18 protein-coding genes are annotated in these 19,491 nt (G+C 56.4%); 9 read left to right on the forward strand and 9 right to left on the reverse strand.

Going from position 1 to position 19,491, the window contains the following annotated elements:
- The first annotated feature begins 8 nt into the window (after window positions 1-8).
- The 4 genes from XI02_RS41675 to XI02_RS41690 are packed head-to-tail and all read left to right on the forward strand — an operon-like array spanning window position 9 to window position 6,517.
- Entirely contained in the window at window positions 9-1,535 is a 1,527-nt protein-coding gene (locus XI02_RS41675) for a class I SAM-dependent DNA methyltransferase (protein WP_194483313.1), read from the forward strand.
- On the forward strand, window positions 1,525-2,826 hold the full coding sequence (locus tag XI02_RS41680; RefSeq protein ID WP_194483314.1) for a restriction endonuclease subunit S: 1,302 nt from the start codon (window positions 1,525-1,527) through the stop codon (window positions 2,824-2,826). The genes XI02_RS41675 and XI02_RS41680 overlap by 11 nt, the downstream gene beginning before the upstream one ends.
- The gene (locus tag XI02_RS41685; protein WP_194483315.1) at window positions 2,823-5,792 is read left to right on the forward strand and encodes a type I restriction endonuclease subunit R; all 2,970 of its coding nucleotides are present in this window, start codon (window positions 2,823-2,825) and stop codon (window positions 5,790-5,792) included. Before XI02_RS41680 ends, XI02_RS41685 begins: the two co-directional genes overlap by 4 nt.
- Window positions 5,789-6,517 carry a M48 family metallopeptidase gene (locus tag XI02_RS41690; RefSeq protein ID WP_194483316.1) on the forward strand — a complete coding sequence of 243 codons (729 nt, stop codon included), beginning with the start codon at window positions 5,789-5,791 and terminating at the stop codon, window positions 6,515-6,517. Before XI02_RS41685 ends, XI02_RS41690 begins: the two co-directional genes overlap by 4 nt.
- 360 nt (window positions 6,518-6,877) lie before the next feature.
- Here the strand turns inward: XI02_RS41690 and XI02_RS41695 are convergent, their stop codons facing one another.
- From XI02_RS41695 to XI02_RS41715, 6 genes are all read right to left on the reverse strand, one after another.
- A complete protein-coding gene (locus tag XI02_RS41695; RefSeq protein WP_194483317.1) occupies window positions 6,878-7,150 on the reverse strand; it encodes a hypothetical protein in 273 nt (90 codons plus the stop codon).
- 327 nt (window positions 7,151-7,477) lie between these two features.
- Window positions 7,478-7,609: a hypothetical protein gene (locus XI02_RS46605; protein WP_371814173.1), complete on the reverse strand. Its 132-nt coding sequence runs from the start codon at window positions 7,607-7,609 to the stop codon at window positions 7,478-7,480.
- 480 nt (window positions 7,610-8,089) lie between these two features.
- Window positions 8,090-8,545 carry a PAS domain-containing protein gene (locus tag XI02_RS41700; RefSeq protein WP_246783603.1) on the reverse strand — a complete coding sequence of 152 codons (456 nt, stop codon included), beginning with the start codon at window positions 8,543-8,545 and terminating at the stop codon, window positions 8,090-8,092.
- Window positions 8,546-8,760: 215 nt separating this feature from the next.
- A complete protein-coding gene (locus tag XI02_RS41705) occupies window positions 8,761-9,069 on the reverse strand; it encodes a hypothetical protein (RefSeq protein WP_194483318.1) in 309 nt (102 codons plus the stop codon).
- Window positions 9,070-9,290: 221 nt separating this feature from the next.
- Entirely contained in the window at window positions 9,291-10,400 is a 1,110-nt protein-coding gene (locus XI02_RS41710; protein ID WP_194483319.1) for a histidine kinase dimerization/phosphoacceptor domain -containing protein, read from the reverse strand.
- Between the two features lie 585 nt (window positions 10,401-10,985).
- Window positions 10,986-11,435 carry a Phasin protein gene (locus XI02_RS41715; RefSeq protein WP_194483320.1) on the reverse strand — a complete coding sequence of 150 codons (450 nt, stop codon included), beginning with the start codon at window positions 11,433-11,435 and terminating at the stop codon, window positions 10,986-10,988.
- Window positions 11,436-11,995: 560 nt separating this feature from the next.
- Between XI02_RS41715 and XI02_RS41720 the strand changes: the two genes are divergently transcribed.
- A complete protein-coding gene (locus XI02_RS41720) occupies window positions 11,996-12,241 on the forward strand; it encodes a hypothetical protein (RefSeq protein WP_246783604.1) in 246 nt (81 codons plus the stop codon).
- Window positions 12,242-12,532: 291 nt separating this feature from the next.
- A complete protein-coding gene (locus XI02_RS41725; protein ID WP_194483321.1) occupies window positions 12,533-12,742 on the forward strand; it encodes a hypothetical protein in 210 nt (69 codons plus the stop codon).
- A 523-nt stretch (window positions 12,743-13,265) separates the two neighbouring features.
- Here the strand turns inward: XI02_RS41725 and XI02_RS41730 are convergent.
- The 3 genes from XI02_RS41730 to XI02_RS41740 all read right to left on the reverse strand — a co-directional run bounded on the left by XI02_RS41730 (window position 13,266) and on the right by XI02_RS41740 (window position 16,474).
- Complete coding sequence (locus XI02_RS41730; protein ID WP_371814024.1) at window positions 13,266-13,634, reverse strand: DUF1236 domain-containing protein; 369 nt, start codon at window positions 13,632-13,634, stop codon at window positions 13,266-13,268.
- Window positions 13,635-13,946: 312 nt separating this feature from the next.
- Window positions 13,947-14,300 (reverse strand): hypothetical protein, encoded by a 354-nt coding sequence (locus XI02_RS41735; protein WP_194483322.1) that lies wholly within the window; start codon window positions 14,298-14,300, stop codon window positions 13,947-13,949.
- Between the two features lie 182 nt (window positions 14,301-14,482).
- Window positions 14,483-16,474 (reverse strand): AI-2E family transporter, encoded by a 1,992-nt coding sequence (locus XI02_RS41740; protein WP_194483323.1) that lies wholly within the window; start codon window positions 16,472-16,474, stop codon window positions 14,483-14,485.
- Between the two features lie 292 nt (window positions 16,475-16,766).
- Here XI02_RS41740 and XI02_RS41745 point away from each other — a divergent pair, with 292 nt between their 5' ends.
- From XI02_RS41745 to XI02_RS41755, 3 genes are all read left to right on the forward strand, one after another.
- The gene (locus XI02_RS41745) at window positions 16,767-17,372 is read left to right on the forward strand and encodes an ABC transporter substrate-binding protein (RefSeq protein WP_246783630.1); all 606 of its coding nucleotides are present in this window, start codon (window positions 16,767-16,769) and stop codon (window positions 17,370-17,372) included.
- 280 nt (window positions 17,373-17,652) lie between these two features.
- Window positions 17,653-17,979 carry a hypothetical protein gene (locus XI02_RS41750; RefSeq protein ID WP_194483325.1) on the forward strand — a complete coding sequence of 109 codons (327 nt, stop codon included), beginning with the start codon at window positions 17,653-17,655 and terminating at the stop codon, window positions 17,977-17,979.
- Between the two features lie 238 nt (window positions 17,980-18,217).
- Window positions 18,218-19,213, forward strand: coding sequence for an alpha/beta fold hydrolase (locus tag XI02_RS41755; RefSeq protein ID WP_194483326.1), 996 nt, complete (start codon window positions 18,218-18,220; stop codon window positions 19,211-19,213).
- Window positions 19,214-19,491: the final 278 nt, after the last annotated feature.

Below are 19,491 nucleotides of genomic sequence, written 5' to 3' on the forward strand. Positions count from 1 at the left end.
GGGAAAAAATGGCAAAGCTCACACGCGCCGAACTTGAAAACCATCTTTGGAGGTCCGCCGACATTTTGCGGGGCTCAATCGATAGCTCCGACTACAAGATTTATATATTCGGCTTCCTATTCCTGAAGCGTCTTTCGGATCGTTTTGAGGAAGAGGCGCAGGAATGCATTCGCAAAGGTCTGTCGGCCGACATCGCCTACAGTGACCCGGATGAACATGAGTTCTTCCTGGCAGAACGGGCGCGCTGGTCAGAACTCAAGAAACTGACGACTGGTATTGGAGACCAGCTCAACAAGGCTTGTGCCGCGATTGAAGATGCCAACCCCTCGATTGAGGGAGTACTTGCGAATATCGACTTCAATTCGGAATCGCGACTTGGCGATGCAAAAAACCGAGAAGGAGTACTCGCCCGATTGATCGATAACTTTTCGCGCATCGATCTTTCGAATGCGGCGCTGTCCGAACCAGACATGCTCGGGCGCGCTTACGAATATCTAATCGACAAATTTGCCGATGATGCGGGCAAAAAGGGTGGCGAGTTTTACACGCCTCACCATGTCGTGCGCCTGATTGTCGAATTGCTTGATCCGAAGCCGGGCATGCGCATTAGCGACCCCACCTGCGGCTCGGGCGGCATGTTGATCCAGTGCGCGGATCATGTGGCCCAGTTAGAAGGCAAGCGTCTTGGGCAGCCGATCAACGTCACTCTTCATGGACAAGAGAAAAATCTTGGAACATGGGCAATCGCGAAAATGAACCTGCTGTTGCATGGCCTGCGTGATGCGCGAATTGAGAAGGGAGATACGATCCGCAACCCGCGTCTCCTTGATCCGGATGGAAATCTCATTCTCTATGACCGTGTCATCGCAAATCCGCCCTTCTCACTAGATGCGTGGGGCGCTGACGACGTTTCAGGCGAAAACGAGAAGAAAAGCTTCAATCGCTTTATCTATGGCATACCACCCAAGAACATGGGCGATCTTGCATTTGTTCAACATATGGTGGCGACACTCAATACGAAAGGCATGTGCGGCGTAGTAATGCCGCATGGCGTGCTGTTTCGAGGCTCGGGAGACGGGCGTATTCGCGAGGGAATGCTGAAGGCGGATTTTTTTGAGGCAGTTATCGGTTTACCGGAAAATCTCTTCGCAGGCACTGGAATTCCTGCGACGGTGCTCATTCTCAACAAAGCGAAAGTCGCCGCGCGAAAAGGCAAGGTTCTTTTCATCCACGCGGCAAAGGAGTTTCAAGAGCGGCCAAAGAAAAACATTCTGGGCGAAGAAAACATTACCCGGATCGTTGACGGATTTCGGGCTTGGAAGGATGAGGATCGCTTCTGCCGCGTCGTCGACCAACAAGAGATTGAGGAGAATGATTTCAATCTCAACATCTCCCGTTACATCGATACACTGGAGCCGGAAAAGCCGATCGACGTAAAAGCCGAATTCGAGAAGCTCTGGAAGGCTGAGAAGGCACGGGACGAAGCTACTGCGCGCATGAATGCCCTCCTCAAGGAGATGGGCTATGCTGGCTGAGTTACCAAAAGGGTGGCGCGCTGGGCGATTGAAGGACCTCTGTGAGAGTATTGAACGTCGCTTGGGCACGAATGCAAAACTCGATATCCTAAGTGTCACCAAGCGTGGTGTGATACCTCAATCCGAGACCTACGATAAAGAAATCGCTAGCGAAGACATTTCGAAATATCGAGTTATCAAGCCGGGGGAATTCGGGCTCGCGCCGATGGCGCTCTACTACGGAGCGATCGGCCGTTATCGTGGGGAAAAGCCCGCAATTATTAGCCCGGCGTACAACGTATTCAAGCACAGATCCGAGACGGACCCGCGGTATTTGGAAGCATTGATTCGTCTTCCTCGAATGATCGCAAGGTACGAAGCGCTAAGCCAAGGAGGTAACTTGGAGGGTAAGCGTAAGTCGACCCCGTACGATGCGTTCGAAACCATCAAAGTCTTAGTTCCGCCGCTCCCCGAACAACGAGCAATTTCGGAGATGCTGGGGTCGCTGGAGGACGTGATAGCGAAGACAGAATCGCTGATCGAGCGGATTGCGCAAGCGAAGCGCGCGGCAATGCGCGAACTTCTCACGCTTGGCATCCGGCGAGCCAAAGCGCCCGTAAAAAGGATGTCTACCCATTGGGTTCTTGGGCGCATCGCGGAAGGCGTAACTCATATCCCTGTCGATTGGGAACTGGTCACCCTTATCAAGGTCGCCAAACTTGAGAGCGGGCATACACCGGACCGTAAGCAGCCTACCTATTGGGACGGGAGCATCCCCTGGATTTCACTCCAGGATGCGGATGCTCTGGGCAGGCTCACGATTTCGGAGACAGCCGAAACGATCGGACCAGAGGGATTAGCCAATTCATCGGCGCGCATGTTGCCCGCTGGAACGGTGGTCCTCCAACGAACCGCGAATGTCGGTCTTGCGTCGATCATGAGCCGCGAGATGTGCACCAGCCAGCATTTCGCAAATTGGATATGTGGGCCGACGCTTTGCCCTCAATACTTGCAACAAGTCTTCCGCCACATGTCTCGTGAATGGCTGCGACTGATGGCTGGGAGCGTACTTCCTGATATCTACATGGATACATTCAAGGCGCTCCAAATTCTTGTTCCACCGCTGCAAGAGCAGAAGAAAATCGGTGAAGTTGGTGCAGCGTTCGACCGAAGAATTGAACACGAGCGCGATACTCTAGAATTATTTGTTCAGTATAGGGCTGCGCTCGCCCAAGAGCTTCTCTCTGGTCGCCTTCGCCTGCCCGATAGCGTAATCGCCCGCCATCGCGACAAGCCGGAAAAGGCGGCATGAGTTCCGCCAACGATAAGCTTGAGTTGGAATGGGCAGAGGAACCGGCCGCGGACCTTCTGAGAGTGCTCTTCGACTTTCAGATGTTGTCTGGAGAAGATGTGCGTCGCCTGCGTGAGGGCAACGCGGCTGAACCAGTGTTGACAGTCCGACTTGCTGAATGCCTAGCGCGCCTCAATCCTTGGCTTGGCGAAGATGGTGTGCGCCGCGCCTTAGCGGCCGTGACACGTGTCGCAGCACTCGATCTCATGGAGGCCAACGAAAGCGTTCATACGTCGCTTTCGTATGGTGTTACTGTGCCACACACGGAGAATGGTCGCAGGCAGGATCGCACCGTACGGTTTTTCGATTTTGACAATCCGTCGGCCAACGAATTTGAGTTCGCACGGCAGGTGTCGATAAAAGGGCCGCGACAGGAAATCATTCCCGATATTATTGTCTACGTAAACGGGCTACCACTCGCGGTTATCGAGTGTAAATCACCAGCACTCGCTGATCCGGTAGGCGAGGCTATCCGTCAGTTTCGCCGATATGAAGGACGCGACGAGTTCACGGGACTTGGCGCGCCGCGCTTGTTTGAGACTGCGCAATTTTCCATCGCACTTGCGCGTGACGTCGCGAAATACGGTACGACGCTAACGCCTGCGCGACATTGGGCAGAGTGGAAGGATCCTTACCCACTCACCCTCGATCAACTCACCGCACAACTCGGCCGCACACCAACGGGCCAGGATATTTTGCTTGCCGGGCTTCTGGCACCTGCAAACTTGCTCGACCTAGTCCGCAATTTTGTGATGTTTGAGACCATCGAGGGTCGGCGCACGAAGAAGCTTGCTCGTTATCAGCAATTCATCGCTGTCGGAAAAGCGATTGAACGCATTCGGACTGCAGTCAATCCACAGCGCCGAGGCGGGGTAATCCATCATACCCAAGGCTCGGGAAAATCTCTAACCATGGTGTTTTTGGCCACAAAGCTTCGGCGCTTGCCCGAGGCCGAAAACCCAACACTCGTCATAGTGACCGATCGCAACGATCTTGACGATCAGATTACTGCGCAGTTCAAACGCTCGGGCTTCCCAAACCCAGTTCAGGCAGAGAGCGGCGAGGCACTACGAAAGGCTGTCGCTGGTGGCGCCGGAACAACAGTGTTGACGACGGTGCACAAGTTCCACAGCGCGGTACCAAAGCGCGCCTCAGTTATTACTAACGCTCCAAACGTGTTTGTCATGGTAGACGAAGCGCACCGCACTCAATACGGCGCTCTTGCCGCCCGGATGCGCGCTGGCCTGCCTAACGCGTGCATGCTCGCATTTACAGGTACGCCCGTAGATAAGAAGGATCGTAGCACCCGCGAAGTATTCGGAGATTACTTACACCGCTATTTGATTGATCAAGCGGTGAAGGACGGTGCAACGGTGCCCATCTTCTATGAGATGCGCGATGCGCGATTACGAATCGATGGACGCGACCTTGAGCGGGACATCCGGAAAGCTTTTCCTGAATTGTCAGATAAGGAGATTGAGCGGCTAAAACGCGGGATGCGGCTTCAGGAAAAGCTCGCGGGTGCAAAGGTGCGAGTGGAAACGATTGCCAAGGATATCCTAGAACATTATCGGACGACGATCGAACCGAACGGCTTCAAGGCGCAAATCGTGACCGTCAGTCGCGACGTGGCAGTGACGTATATCGAAGCGCTGCGAGAGTTTGGAGCACCTGAGTGTGCACTGATTATGTCCGCATCGAACAACGACAGCGCGCGCTTACAAGCACACCATCTCTCGAAGCGCGAGCGAGATGATCGAATTGCGCGCTTCAAGAAACCAGACGACCCGCTCAAGATTTTAGTTGTCTGCGATATGCTTCTGACTGGCTTCGATGCGCCGATTGAACAGGTGCTCTATCTGGATGCGCCGCTGCGTGAGCATACGCTCTTACAAGCGATCGCCCGAGTGAACCGTACAGCGGACGGCAAGACTTACGGGCTTGTAGTCGACTACTGGGGTGACAATCGGCGCATTACCGACGCGCTCGACCTGTTCTCCGAGGAAGATGGCGTATCGAACGCACTTCGTCCGCTTTCTGAGAAAATTCAACTTCTCGAAAGCCGGCATCGAGCGGCCATGAGGCTGTTCGAGGGAGTCGATCGCAATGATGAGGAACAATGCCTGGCGCTGCTCGATCCCGACGACGTTCGGGCAAAGTTCGAATTGGATTTTCTTCGATTCGCGGAAGCGATCGATATGGTTTTGCCGGATCCCAAAGCCTTGGAAGAACCTTACGTGTCTGATCTGAAGTGGCTCTCACGAATACGTGTGACGGCACGTCGAGCTCACTATCAAGAACCTTTCGACCCGAAGGATTATGGCGCGAAGGTTGGGCAAATTATTACCCAGCATCTCTCGGCCGAGGGCGTCGAGCAACTTCTTGCACCTCGAGATATCCTTGACCCTGCATTCAAGCAGCATCTTGAGATGATGTCGTCGGTGGAAGCCAAAGCCGCTGAAATCGAGCATGCAATTCGCCATGAGATACACGTTCACCGCGACGAAAATCCGACTGCCTACGCTTCGTTATGGGAGCAGTTAGAGAAGATCGTCAATGATCGGCGGCAATCTCGTATTTCCGCTGCCAGTGCGCTTGCCCGGTTGCAAGAAATTACCTTGCAAGTTACGGGGGCGCGCGCCGGTGCTAGCGCATCGGGGAACGGTCTCACAGGCACGGCAGGAGCGATTCTACCTTTCATTGATGACGCAGTTGCAATCGAAGCTCGTGCCGGCGCCGCGACAGACGTGGCAAAAGCATTAGAGAGCTATGCTGTAGTTATTGATTGGCAGCACAAAGAGGATGTGCAGCGCCAAATGCGCCGAGCAATAAAAGAGCGACTTCGAACGATAGGCATGGAAGCAACAAAGATCGAGGCGGCCACGGCTAAAGTGATGGATGTTGCACGTGCGAGATTGGCTCGATGACCGTAGTCTTCGCGCATAGCCTCAATTTTGGTGGAGAGGTCGTTAGCTTCTCGATCGAGCGGACTTCCAGAAGGAAGACGGTCGCGATTTCGGTCGGCTACGACGGCGTCCGTGTTCTTGCGCCTAACGATCTAGATGATGATCGAATAATCAAAATTGTCCGCAACAGAGGACCCTGGCTGTTACGCAAGCAGGCGGGGTATCGAGAGCTAGGCGCGGCGCCAATTGTTCACGAATTTGTAAGCGGTGAGACATTCTATTATTTAGGCCGCCCATATCGAATGAGGCGGGTGACCAATCGATCCGCTGTTGCAACGGAAGTTGCAGCTCGTGGGGCACATCTCATTGCGTCTTCGCAACCAAACGCGGAAGTGGAAGACGTTCGAATTGGACTTCGTAGATGGTACAGACAGAAGGCCATCGTCCACTTCGCTGAATGTGCGCGCAGAATGGCAGAGCGGCTCGGCGTTGAAACACCGTCGATCCTGGTTGTGGATCAATCGAAGCGGTGGGGCAGTTGCGACGCGAAAGGGCGCGTTCGCCTCAATTGGCGGCTCGTAATGGCTCCCAAATCATTGATTGAGTATGTTATCGCTCACGAGGTTTGTCACATTTTAGAGCGCAATCATTCGCGCCGCTTTTGGCGAAGCTTAGAGATCATTATGCCGGATTACGAAGAGCGGGTGCGACGGTTGAGCCGCAAGGGCCACCTATTTTCCTTCTAGCACTCGGGGCCTGATCCGCGCTTGCTTATCAAACGCGCCAAAACGTTCACTCCCGAAAGCTGCGAATCCCGGTCACGTGCTACTGTCGGTTTTCGTCGGGCACCGGATGATCGATCACTTAGAGAAGCCAATTCCATTTTTGCTGACTCGCCTATACTCAATGGTTCGGCCCTTCACTGATCGTTGCCAAAGAATTTTAAGACCATAGCGGTCCCCTGCGTTGTCTTCGAGACCAGTGAATAGATATACGACGGCTTCGAGAAGCCCCTCCTCGTTCTTCGATAACTTTGGAGAGCTCTCGAAACAGCTGGACAGCATCAAGGCTGCACACGCCATGGCAGCTTGGGAGCGGGGGCGCATCTACTTGTACCAGCGCCTGAAATTCAGGAAGGTGTTATCCAACGAGGCTGCCAGGCGGAGAAACCCCTTTCCGCGGGTGACAGCATCTGCAGCATTCTCCGCGCTCGTGGCCTTTATGTTTGGGCTCGTTAGCATCTCGCCCTGGCTCCGCAAAGCATCGAGCGTAAAGCTCTTAAGGTCGTCCACCCTCACCAACTTCTTTTCGAGTAGCAGCTGCATCACGCCGGTTAGCGCGAATTCGAATGCATCGCGATCTGCCTCTTGGTCTGTCATCGCTGAGAGCCTTAGTTTTGGTGATAGTGGTATTTGACCTGACGAACCCACGCGGTCTCTGCTTGACTCATGCTGCGGCCAGTTGAGCGGTACGTTTTGTTGTGGTGGGTGCCTACAGCTTCCCAAACCGTCTTCGACTTGCGATAGACCGTGATGTCTACGTACTGGTCGTCAATTTTCACTGCGCGCTTAAAAGGGCCGTCCATACAGAACTCCTCGCTGCAATCAGGGCGAGCATATCCACATTAAGCAATTTGGCAACGGTCTACGCCTAATCTCCACCGAGGCGGAGACAAGTGGAATTCGCATTCAAGTTGGCTGCTGCTATCAGCCCTTGCTTAGGCCCTTAAAGGAGTGTGCCCGTAGTAAGCCCTCCGAAGTGATATCTCGGTATTCAATGTCCGAGAAAAATTTCGGCTCAACCCAGGTTGCTTTTGGCTTGCGTACTGGCTTCGTCAGCTTCGCCTTGTCTCATAGGACAAAAGGACACCGCCGGGTTTTCGCCTGTCACGTCGCTGCTGGGTTCACTAAACAGTTGTCCTGTCAATTTCCTGAACAGATGTTGCCGACCGCAGGCGATACAGCGGACATACTCCGCAGCCGTGGGATCAGCCGCAGTGTTCGGAGGAAGAGGGCACGCCGTACTCAGTCCTGTGACCGGACATCGATAGGTCGCAATGGCTGACATGAGTATGAAGTATAGGATCGGCCACCGCGCGAGCTTTTGATCCACCGCAATTCGACCCAAAGGTCAACCAGTACGGGCTTGATCCGTTTCGCCTTGCGACCGTGACAACACCTGGTTGGTCACATCCTCAACGTGATGCAGTAAGAAGATCACTCGCGAGGCATCGTCCTGGATCGGCGTGTTGATCGGTTGCCAATGCCGCTCCACATACTGGCCGCTGGGATCGCGTATGTCGTAGCGTTGGACGGCCATCACGTGTGGACGCTTGGTTTCCGTCGCGATCCGCAATGATGCGTAGAGGGGTTGCTGACGCCATCGGCGAGCGCATCATCCGGGTTGTCAGGGAATACCTCAAACAGGGACTTGCCCACCACGTCCGCCCGACTGATGAACGTGGCGGCGGCGTAGGCATCGTTGATGTCCACGATGTGTAGACCGGGACCGGGGTCCAGCAGCATGTATGGATGCGGAGAGCTGTCGAACTCCGGCTGAAACTGCTGCCTCACCGCTGCTGGATCGGCCAACTGCATACGACGACGAGAGGATGGGAAAGCGTTGGACCCATCCGTCTCCGAGTTCAAAAGGGCAAGTTCGCGCTTCGACGATGCGAGCAAGCTACGCAGCGTTGTCCGGACTTTCTCATCCTGGGCCTCGCCAAAAAGTCGTTCAAATCGGGCGATGTTCTGTTCGCAAATGAACCTCTGCATCGGCGCGTCTCCGAGAGGTGTAGAAATATATTACCACCCGCCGCTGGTGAGGAAAAGGGTCAGCCGAGCCAAAGCGCAGGCATCCCGAGGCTGAGCAAGCCCAAGCTCGTGTCGGGTACCTGACTTAGCGGGAGGGTGTTTTGCCCCGTTTTTGCAAATAGCGGACCTGTCACTGGCTTGGGCCAGCGTTCGAAGGAGCGCACATGCCGGTGCAGCTAACGGGAGCCGTGCGCGTTGATGCCTTGTCGATTGAGCAAGATCTTTGTGAGGTGGTTCATTCTACTTACCGAGCGATAGTCAAGGTACCGCAGGTCTAAGCCATCGTACGGGCTGAGGTAGAATTCGCGTTCAGCTGGATCGAGCAAGCTCTGCACGCGCAAGTCCCAATCGCCGAATTTTTCCTCGTCGGTTGCGACAAAGTCCACTACGCCTCGCGCCTCTTTCCAAAGCTCATATAGCTTGGTGTAATTTTCGGGACGTTCTGGATCGCTGGGAGGTTGCGACAGCACTTCCTCGGAAATCATGATCCGCCCTCCGTCACAGGGAAGAGTGACCACCAAATGGTACGTCTAAGGTTGATAGAGATCAACGCTGAGCGCGTTGCTTGCCCAGCGCGATGGGTCTGCTTCTGGCCCAAAGCTGACCTACGGCAGGGCGGCGGCGCGGGTCCGCTCCTGACCCACAACGGTCATCGACTACGCCTTTTGCGTTGCCAATGCGGACACCGCGCAAAGCCATTACTGAGCTAATGGAAGGTCACCGCGAAGCAGGCTCCGGTACCGGAAGGATTCGGGCGCGCCGCAACTGCTCCGCCGAGCTGCTTGGCTAGCACATCGACGATCTTCATGCCCAGGCCGCGCCGACTCCGAGCTAAATCGAAACCTATTGGCAATCCTTCGCCCTGATCGCAAACGGTGAGTTCGCGGCCGGTCTCAACTGGCTTGTAGGTTACAGTGATTTTGCCCGCGCCATGCTTGGCGGCGTTTGTAACGAGCTCGTTCACGATCAGCCCGACCGATTGAATGGATGTCGTCGGCAAAAAATCGTGCTCGCCATCTACCTCTACCGGCACGCCGAGTATGCCGGACAAGTCTTCGCACAGGCGACCCAGATAGGTGAGCGCGGCCACCTGCGCGATGTCGTCTTCAAGATGGAAATGTCGGTGCACGCGCGCCACCGCTTCGACCCGGCTCGCTGCCGCTTCGAGATGGGGGCTCGCTGTATCGCCCGCGCCCTTACCCTCCAAGCGAAGCATCGCTGAGACAAACTGCAAACTATTCATGACGCGATGGTCGATCTCCCGCGCCAGCAGCTTGGCCTGCTCCAGTGCCTTGTCGGCCTTTGCCAGGGTACGTAGCGCGGATAGCCGGAACTCAAGCTGGTCCATCACCATTGCGGCGAGGTCTTTCAGGTCCTCGATCTGCTCCGGCGTGATCGGTCGAGGCTCCTTATCGATGACGCAAAGTGTCCCAAGATTGTAGCCATCAGAAGTGGTCAGCGGTACGCCAGCGTAGAAGCGCAGGCCGAAGTCGCCAGCGACGAGCGGGTTGGCGAGCGATCGTATATCTTTTGAAGCATCAGAAAGTATATGCGGTTCATTTTTCAAGATGGCCGAGGCGCACAACCCGGCCTCCCGCCCGATTTGAGGGACATCCAATCCATGGTGCGACTTGAACCAAATGCGGTCGTTGTCGACGATGCTGATGATCGAGATCGGAACGTTGAAGACCCGCGCGGCAATGGCGGTGACACGATCAAAGGAGCCGTCGCCGGGAGTATCGAGGATTTCGTAGCGCCTCACTGCTGCCATGCGCTGCGGTTCGTTGGCCGGAATGATAGCCGATGGGAATGCCACACAGAATCCTTCATTTTTCGGGGACAGATGGAATATGGGTGATTTGGCTCAATCAACAAGGACACATAGGGTTGTAGCGAACAGGGAACTGCCAGTTGCTGCTGCGGAACAATTAGATCAGAAGGCCTAGCATCCCGCGCGGACGAGTGCATTCGCCTCGCCGATCAAGTCCGGTACGAAAAGCTCGTGGGCGACCTTGGGCGGTTCTTCGCTGCCGTCTCCGAGACAGTTCACCGCCCGTGCCCGCAAAATGACGCCTCTATGGGATTTTCGATGTCCGCTGATGGCCCCAAAGCTGCCGTAGTCAGGGCCACCCGGTAAGGGCAGCTTGTGACCCGTAGCAGACATCTCGAAGGGATCCTGCCGAGGTCCGCTCTCGGGACTAGAGAGAACCTAGCCCGGCTTCTGGGAAGGTTGCCCTTTGACCCAAAACGGCGCCGCCGTGGCGCGGCAAAGTGCTGAGCACGGCAGTATGGCCGGGGCAACGTTTCGATGACGTCCTGAAGGGCCGAGAGACAACCGGGGAAAACGACCCCTGCAATGTCCTTCTGGCTTAATCGGTCGCCATTTGTTAGATCGCGCTATTCACCGCTTGGTACTTAATTCACTCAGCTCTTTAGAATGCTTACGGAACATCGCGACCCGCTTGCTTGTGAATTCTGCGATGACGATAGGCAATCCGATAGGCGATCTTGTCGTCGCAAGCCTTTGAGCAAATTCAAAAGCAAAATTCACGTTGGCCTGGGCTATTTCCAGGAGCATGGCTTGATAAGCGCGCACGTTTGCCGTAGCCGAAGGGAAAAACATTCCGGCCTTCGCGGTATCCACGATTTCACTTGGCAATGTCGCCCCGTTTTGAGCAAGTCCAGCTTCTTGTAAAGCAGCGCCCTTAAGAGACTTTGGAGCAGCCAAGGTTGCCTCTCCCGGACGCGGATGTTTCGGGCTTCTAACAACTTCCTGGGCAGATCTTTGGGCCTTGGCCCCGATTTTCGGACTGCGCGCGGGCTTCGACTTTATCGGCTTTCGCTTGCTCATTGGAACTCCAATTGAAGAGAGAACTGAGATCGTAGAGAACAACGGCTGAGTAGCGTAACGTTCCCGACGATATCGAAATCGCTTTCGCCGTAGAGTCTGAGCAAAATAGCTCATTTGATCCAACGATTCTGCCAGTTTGGATACAAGACTGCGCTCGATGGCAAGCGCGCAATCCCTTACGCCGCTCCACTGAAATCATTACGAGTGAGCAAAATAGAACAGAAGCCAATGCCTCGCTGATCCATGATCGAACCATCACCGCTCTGTATTGGCATACGGTGACTGAGAGTTCGGTAGCACTCCCGCCTCATCAGAAGGGAGAATCGCATGATCGATCAGCCTCACTTCGACCATTCCCCATCCCTCGTGGAGCGCATCTTTCTTGGCGTTGCCGCTTTGGGTGCCGCTGTGCTCACCTTTTCTGTCGCGATCCTGATCTTCTTCTAGACCCCGCCAGGCCTCAATCGTTGGCGAATTCACCCTGATCGAGAGGCGATAGCAACCGACGCCACTTCTTGCCGTTAGCAAAATGCAGCATCCCGCGGTCAGGAGACAGCGAAATGTTCTTTTACCCTTGGTATCCCGCATTTATGTTGGCGGTGGAGTCTAACAACGTTATCGACATTCGCCTGCGCAGAATTGCGACCGGCGCAGTCAATGCCGCAGAAGAAACTCGACTTATGATGAGCGAAAAAGTAGACGCAGCGCTCGAAGCAGGGTCGATGCTAATGAGCGGCGGCAAACCAGCAGAGGTGATCGATTTCTACCGCAAGAGCGTTGCGGCCAATCTGGCTCGGTTGGCCTAATGTTTCGACCTCGCGCCGTCCGCTTGGCCGCACTTGCTATCGCCGCACCGGATCAATCTTGAGAGAGGGAAACCGGCCTGCGGGGCAGGAACATTCAGCACTCGGGTCTGTTGCCCTCAGGGCCTTGAGAAAAACTTGAATGCAAAATGACCGCGACGACCTAAGCCGAAACGACCTGACCGGCGGTCGAAACCGCGAGAGCAACACGGCCGGGATAATCGTTGGCACGCTCGCCGTCCTTGCTGTGTTGGCAGCCCTTTTCATATGGCTTCCATGGAATCACAACTTTCAATGAGCGAACCGATTCAAGGCTATATACGCGCGGACATTCCCTTAAGGCTCCTAGAAACGGCCGTGCAGATGTCCACAATTGACCCGCTGACCGGGTTTCTGGAGATTTTGACCGAAGATGGCGTGCTTCGACTCGCGATAAGTGGCGATGTGGCCAAGGACCTGCGGATCGATTTAGATCAATTCCTGGCTGAAGAACGTAATTCCTAATCGTGTCTGCCTCCTTTGAGCTGACATCGAATCAGCCGCGCGGGCGTTATAACCAGCGGTCATGTGAACCGCACGCTACTCCGATCAATAATGCAACGTGAAGGTTCTTCTTGCCACCCGGAGCCGTCCACACGTGGCCCTTAGCCGACGTACCCCGCGGGAACAGCGCCAATGAAATCAAGATCGCACAACGGCTCTCTCGCACACCTGGCAGGGAACGTCACTCCTGCTCAAGAGTCGACTCGTTGCTCCCGGAAATTTGCCCCCCAAACCCACCCGGGAGTAAAACCGTAAATGGTTGCGGCCTCGGCGGTGCCCCTGCCGGGGCCGTTTGGCGAAGGGAAAAGGGGCATTCACTGAAGCGCAGCGGCGAGCCGCGCCCCTTGGCGGTGTGCGCGGCTGGTCGCGCATCTCCAAACCTGCTGTCCCGTCATAGAGGCGGCTCATTGAGCCGCCCCTATCCGATTCCGGGTCAAGTTAGATCAGTCGATTTCTTCGATCACCGTCCGTTCGCCCGGGTCGATCAAGTAGGTCCGGTTTTCGCGATGAATATAACGATATTCACGGAGCGACGGCGCTTCCCGCGGCGGATGACTGTTTTCGCTGTGCTGCCGGTCGTTTGACGCTCGCTTGTCCTGGATTTAACGTGCTTGCGTACGATGTCCCGGTCGTTGTCGGTGAATGATGCCGTCGAACGGGCCGGAGCCGGCGCAGTGGCCGTTGATCCACCGGAACGCGGCAGCACCGTTACGATCCGAAAGGTCGAAGGCTCGACGATGACGATTTCGTCACGCACGACAAAGAAGCTGTAACCACGGTACTGCGGCACGACTTCAACGACGTCGGAGGGCAGCGTCTGTAGACGGATGTCGCGCGGAACAGTCGTCCCCACGGTTAGCGAGAAATTGACGTTGTTAAGAGGCTACACGTTTAGTCGCAAAATCGAAGGAGTTTGCGCGGTGCTGGATGTCCTCGAACGGGGTCCGGCATCTCCGCATGCCGCATGGTTCGACGTGGACTGGGATCAACTCCCGCATCGCCCTGATCGGATGTAGACGGCCGTCGCTCCCTTGTTACCAAGAGCGCGCGCCGGAGCGTCGGTTTCAATGGGGGGGGGTAAACAGAAAGGTTCCGTCGGACCGGCTTCTTACGCTCACCTAAGGGGAATACAAACTCGTGACCATACGGGATAGGTCAAGTCTGATTAGGCCGCGCGCGGCTGAGCGTTGATCCAGTCAACTAGGAAAGACAACAGCTCCTCTTCATTGTATTCTGCAAGCTCACCTTGCGAGCCAGCCACGCGAAAACATGTCCCGGGATTGGCCAGGTTGGGTTCAATTACATCAATTGTGATTTCAGAATCCGCGCCGTCACTTACCGTCACTCTCGTCGCATCGACGGTATGCGGCTTCAAATGCCTTTGTAGTTTGGAAGCGAGTTGATCGATGTCGGCGCCAATTTCGTGAGCTTGGTTCACGCGTTCGGCTTCGGCATCCACGTTGGCATTCTTAGCTTCCGTGACCCGCTGACTTTCGTAAAGATCCAATAGCTTTCCCACGAAACCTCCATTTGCGCCTGTCGATGGCCTCGAACGATCAGCCGATCGCTTCCCTGGGCCCATTACCAAGCTAAGTGCTGGCGTGAGCCTCTGTTCCTACTCTCGGCAGGACTCTTTGTTGAGGCACCGACTGGTAAGGGCGGGTTGGGTACCGATCGCAACTGTGGCGATGATAGATAATATCAAGCGGCTGCCGTCGCGGACTTTTCCTGTTGGAGGGCTTGCTGACGTTGGTCCTTTATCCCCGTCGCCTCGATGCACAGCTTGACCGCATCACCGAGGCTCGTCGCAACGAGGTCTGCTTTCGCGCCTTCCCGCAGCGATTCAAGCGCAACCGGGTCAAAGTCCTTGACCCAACAGCCCAGGATAATCGTGGCTGTTGGCAATTTCCGCCTCAACCTCCGAACGGAGTAGCGCATGTGCGCCGGCCCGCTGGCGTCGAGATAGACCAGGCAGACGACCACAACGCCGGTAGTATCGAGGCGGAAGATGTTCGTCGTCGAAAGTGCTTCCGCCCCCTCGACGCGCGCTGCCAGACCGTGTGCCGTGGACAGCTGGGCCAGCATGATCGCAGCCGCTTCATCGATCAGATTGCGCCCTGCCACGCAGAGCACGGGATGTTCTCCCTGCCATTCCGAAGGCAGAGCTTCCTTGCTCAAGACTGGCAGGTTTTCACGCGCCGGATCTTCTGCAACGCTTTCGATCACGGACGATGCTTCTGCATCTGTGGTTGAATTACCGTTGGTGGGGGCCCGGTCATCCTGATCTGCAAGGTCTGCCGCGAGTTCGCTCACTGCGTCTCGAATCGACGTCAGCCGCTCCCGGTCGAGTGCACCGCGCTCGGCGTCGGCTTGCGCCAGTTGTAAACCCTTCACGGCGACTTCCTCGTAGTACGACGCAAGAGATCGCTCCTTGAGAAACTCTTCGGCCTTTTCCGCGGCTTCCGTCGGATCCGCTGCCAGCATCCGCTGGTAGAACATTTCAGGGGGCGATAGAGCCGGCCGATCTCCAAACATGACGTCAAGAAATTCCAGGCGCTCGACATGGCGCCCGAGTACCACGAGGCAAACCGTGAGGGGCGTAGCAAGGACGAGGCCTATTGGGCCCCATAGCGCCGTCCAGAAAGTAGCCGACGCAACGACGGCGACCGGAGAAAGCCCTGTGCTGCGGCCGTAGACCATCGGCTCGATCACATGACCCAGCACGGGCTCAACGACAAGAAAGAGTGCGAGCGTCCAAAGAAGCATCGACCAGCCGGGATCGACGGCGACCGCCAGCGCAAGCGGAAAGGCGGCTGCAATGGCCGCGCCGATATAGGGAACGAAGCGGAGCGCCGCCGCGAGAATACCCCAGAGGATAGCGCTGGGAATGCCGATGAGCCACAGACCGAGGCCGATCACGCCGCCAAAGGCAGCGTTTAGCATCAGCTGGGTGAGAAAGAGCCGACTGAGGCGGCTCGCTGCATCGTCAAGCGCAGCTGTCGTACGTTGCAGATCGGACGAGCCTGCCAGCCTGATCAGGCGGTTACGCAGGTCTTCCCGTTGCAGCAGAATAAAGATGACGAAGATAATGATGATGCCGGTGGTCGCGAGCGGATGAATCAACGGAGAGATCAGGGTGCGCAGGCTTTCCAGCGCGCCTGGGTCGGGCTGTCGTACTTCGACCGGAACGGGCACGAGCGGCACCGGAGAGCCCGAAGCCGTCACCGAAGCTGGCGGACCCGCAAGAGGCGCGTCTTTTGGCTTATCAAGTTCCTTGCCGAGATCTTTCAGCATGTCGGAAGCGCGTTCGAGCGTGCCTCTGCCGGCTTTGGTGTCCCGAAAGGACTGGATCTTTTCGCTGATCGTCGATTGGTAGCGGGGGAGGTCACCCGCGAGTTGCGTCAGTTGCGTGGCAAGCAGACTGCCGACCGCAAAGATCAGCGAAAAGGCAAGAATGACCACGGTTATGACGGCCAATCCGCGGGGCACGCGGATACGCTGCAGTAATCCAACCAGGGGTGCCAGCACAAAACTAAGCAGAATCGCCAACGCGACAGGTACGAAGATATCACGCCCGAAATAAAGCATCGAGATGAGGATGGCAGCCAGAATTGCAGTGGCTACCGCACCGAGCAGGGCCACCAGTTCTTCTGTCGTTCGCTCACGAAATGGTCGCCGCGTCAGCTGTTTCATCTGCTTCCCAAGACTGAAGTCGCCGTAAGACCGCTCCAGGAGTGGCGCTCGGTCTACAAAAAAGCCGCACGGGCGTTACGCCGTGCGGCTTCGATGGACGGCTGCCTTTTCGGGTTCCGCCGCAGAATACCAATCCAAGGGAAGCACAAAGGTTTCTTCGTAGGCGAAAGAAGCCCCAGGCGCCTCGCTAAGCTCCCTTAGTCGTCGCGGAGGTAATCGACTTTGGAACTCCTAGAAGACCCGTGCCATTCCCGTAGTTTTTGTTTTGGTTGCCGACCCGGTTGGCGCGGGATTGATCGCAAGTCTTCCGCGACCGGGCGGTAATATGACAGGCTTCGCGCCGATCGTCCCTTCGCTGGCAGGCAAGTGGGCTGAGTTGATCAAGGAGATCGCGCCAGGCATCATTCGGGCTTCGATGCTTTTTAACCCGCAATCAGCGACTTTCATCGAAAGCTATGTGGAGCCGTTCAAAACGGCAACGTCTGCTCTCGGAATTGAGGCCGTAATTTCGCCTGTTGAGAATATGGACGCAGTCGAGGCCCAAGTCACAGCTGAGGCGCGAAAGTCAAACAGCGCTCTCGTTGTCATACCGGACGCATTCACGGAGCTTCAGCGCGCGAAAATTGTTGCCCTGACGGTTCGACACGGCATTCCCGCGATTAATTGGTCCCGTTCGTTCGAGAGCGGCGGCCTGATCTCCTACGGTCCTTTTCTCATCGAGGAATATAGACGTGGGGCGATCTATGCTGACCGTATCCTCGAAGGTGAAAAGCCAAGCGAACTCCCCGTGCAAACTCCGGTCAAGTTCGAGCTGGTGATCAACACGAAGGCCGCCCAGACGCCTGGTCTTAAAGTTCCGCCGGCGCTTCTCGCCCGTGCCGACGCGGTGATCGAATAGACAAGTCAAAATGACTGCTTCTGGCCCATAGCTGCCTCTTCGTGCTGATCGCCCCCACGTCTGCTCTTGGGGATAGACCGGACGAGCGGCAGGCTATCGGCAACTACCGCCTTTGACCCCACGCGGACATACCGGGCACCTCCCACCTCGGTGGTGCGAGTCCTCACGGCACTGGGGAATATGAACGGACGTTCAACGACTTACCGCGATGTAATGCGGCGAACAGGAACGTATCCGGGCGCGATCCATTAGCTTCCCACAGTAATTGATGGGAGTCTTCATGACCAAGCTAGTTTTCGCTCTTGCCGTCGGTGCGACAGCACTTGTCGGTGGCTCCGCTGCAAACGCCGCGGACAACTATGTCACGGCGAGGGCCGCAACCGATGTGACCCAGCAATCCACGGACTTTAGTTCCCGTGGCCGCTACTATCGCCACTACGGTTATCGCAGCTATCGGCCGCACTACGGCAACAGCTACGGATACTACGCCCCGCGTGCGTACTATGGTCGCGGATACGGCTATGGCCAGCCGTACTATGGCGGCGGTGGCTATGGCTATGGTGGTCCGAGCGTCTCGTTCGGCTTCGGCGGTGGTCGCGGCTGGTAACAAGAAAGCCCGCAGAAATGCGGGCTTTCTTCATGCACGTGTTATGCGGCGCTTTGGCGTGTCCCCGATTCAATCGCGCGTTGCGAAACTCCCGCGCCACAAGCAAATCGTCACTGGTTTGCACTTAGGAACATAACGCCTTCGCTTCAATACGCACAAGAAATTCCAAGACAAGGAAGCCGGCGTGCGACCGGGACAGTAGTGCTCCTCCATCTTATCGTTAAAGAAAGCGGTCTCCATGAAAACCATTCGCTCGCGCTCGCCGTCCCTGACGGCGATCTACGTTGATAACGTAAAAAAATATCCCGTCGCTGCCGCGTTCGCCACAGCCGCCGGCGTCCTCACGGCTGCCGCGTTCGTCAATTGGCGGCTCGCCAAGAAGGCCGAGCGCGAAAATCCGCCGCAAGGGCGGTTTCTGGAGATCGATGGCGTGCATCTCCACTACGTCGAGCGCGGGACAGGCGAGCCGCTGGTTCTGCTTCACGGTAACGGCAGCATGATCCAGGACTTCGAATCGTCCGGCCTGATCGAATTGGCCTCCCAAAGCTATCGAACGATAGTTTTCGACCGGCCCGGCTTCGGGCACAGTACCAGGCCGCGCAACGTTGTCTGGACTCCGCAGGCACAGGCGGATCTGTTCAACAAGGCGTTGGTCCGTCTCAATGTTGATCGCGCAATCGTGCTTGGACATTCCTGGGGCGCGTCGGTCGCGATTGCTTTGGCCACGCGACATCCATCCATGGTCGCGGCGCTGGTCCTTGCCTCCGGCTATTACTTCCCTACGGCACGCGCCGATGTGCTGGCGCAATCTGGCCCGGCTATTCCCGGATTTGGCGACGTGGCTGCGACCACCGTAGCACCGCTTCTCTCACGGGCGATCTGGCCCTTGATGTTACGGAAGCTTTTTGGTCCGGCGGCGGTGCCCGGGAAGTTTCATGGTTTTCCCAAGGCAATGGCGGTGCGTCCGTCGCAGATTCGCGCCAGCGCTGCGGAAGCTGCGATGATGATTCCCGCAGCTTTTCACGGCTCGAAATCATACGGTGAGCTCAAATTGCCGGTCGTAATCATTGCCGGTGAGGATGACCGCTTGATCGACATCGACGAGCAATCGGGTCGTCTGCATTCGGAATTGAAGCAGAGCAAGATGCGCCGTGTCGCCGGTGCCGGCCATATGGTGCAGCAGTCCGCGACCAACGATGTCATGGATGCTATCCACGAAGCAGGCGCAAATTGAGCAGCGTTGGGGTTTGACATAGCGAGTCAGGGCGATTGATCGTCCTGACTAGACGGGCCAGATTTTCACGCTGCACCCCGGAATACCGCCCGTATTGCGGTGCTACCCGCACCCAACGCGCCATCGCCGTGCACATCTTCCCGGGGAACCAGCAGGGCGCCGCCGAACGCTTTCGCCCGTGGGATGCCCCGCCAACGGACCATGACCAACGCGAAGTGGCGGCCTGTGTCAGCTTCTGGCCCATCTCGGAAGTCCGACAATGTCCGCTTTCGCGCCGC

Source organism: Bradyrhizobium sp. CCBAU 21365 (genome assembly GCF_015291305.1).
Lineage (GTDB): Bacteria > Pseudomonadota > Alphaproteobacteria > Rhizobiales > Xanthobacteraceae > Bradyrhizobium > Bradyrhizobium elkanii.

What these genes read in the sequence shown, in the direction of transcription:
- XI02_RS41675 (WP_194483313.1), top strand. Translation starts at nt 9, where the DNA reads ATGGCAAAGCTCACACGCGCCGAACTTGAAAACCATCTTTGGAGGTCC.
- XI02_RS41680 (WP_194483314.1), top strand. Translation starts at nt 1,525, where the DNA reads ATGCTGGCTGAGTTACCAAAAGGGTGGCGCGCTGGGCGATTGAAGGAC.
- XI02_RS41685 (WP_194483315.1), top strand. Translation starts at nt 2,823, where the DNA reads ATGAGTTCCGCCAACGATAAGCTTGAGTTGGAATGGGCAGAGGAACCG.
- XI02_RS41690 (WP_194483316.1), top strand. Translation starts at nt 5,789, where the DNA reads ATGACCGTAGTCTTCGCGCATAGCCTCAATTTTGGTGGAGAGGTCGTT.
- XI02_RS41695 (WP_194483317.1), bottom strand. Translation starts at nt 7,150, where the DNA reads ATGACAGACCAAGAGGCAGATCGCGATGCATTCGAATTCGCGCTAACC.
- XI02_RS41700 (WP_246783603.1), bottom strand. Translation starts at nt 8,545, where the DNA reads ATGCAGAGGTTCATTTGCGAACAGAACATCGCCCGATTTGAACGACTT.
- XI02_RS41705 (WP_194483318.1), bottom strand. Translation starts at nt 9,069, where the DNA reads ATGATTTCCGAGGAAGTGCTGTCGCAACCTCCCAGCGATCCAGAACGT.
- XI02_RS41715 (WP_194483320.1), bottom strand. Translation starts at nt 11,435, where the DNA reads ATGAGCAAGCGAAAGCCGATAAAGTCGAAGCCCGCGCGCAGTCCGAAA.
- XI02_RS41720 (WP_246783604.1), top strand. Translation starts at nt 11,996, where the DNA reads ATGTTCTTTTACCCTTGGTATCCCGCATTTATGTTGGCGGTGGAGTCT.
- XI02_RS41725 (WP_194483321.1), top strand. Translation starts at nt 12,533, where the DNA reads ATGAGCGAACCGATTCAAGGCTATATACGCGCGGACATTCCCTTAAGG.
- XI02_RS41740 (WP_194483323.1), bottom strand. Translation starts at nt 16,474, where the DNA reads ATGAAACAGCTGACGCGGCGACCATTTCGTGAGCGAACGACAGAAGAA.
- XI02_RS41750 (WP_194483325.1), top strand. Translation starts at nt 17,653, where the DNA reads ATGACCAAGCTAGTTTTCGCTCTTGCCGTCGGTGCGACAGCACTTGTC.
- XI02_RS41755 (WP_194483326.1), top strand. Translation starts at nt 18,218, where the DNA reads ATGAAAACCATTCGCTCGCGCTCGCCGTCCCTGACGGCGATCTACGTT.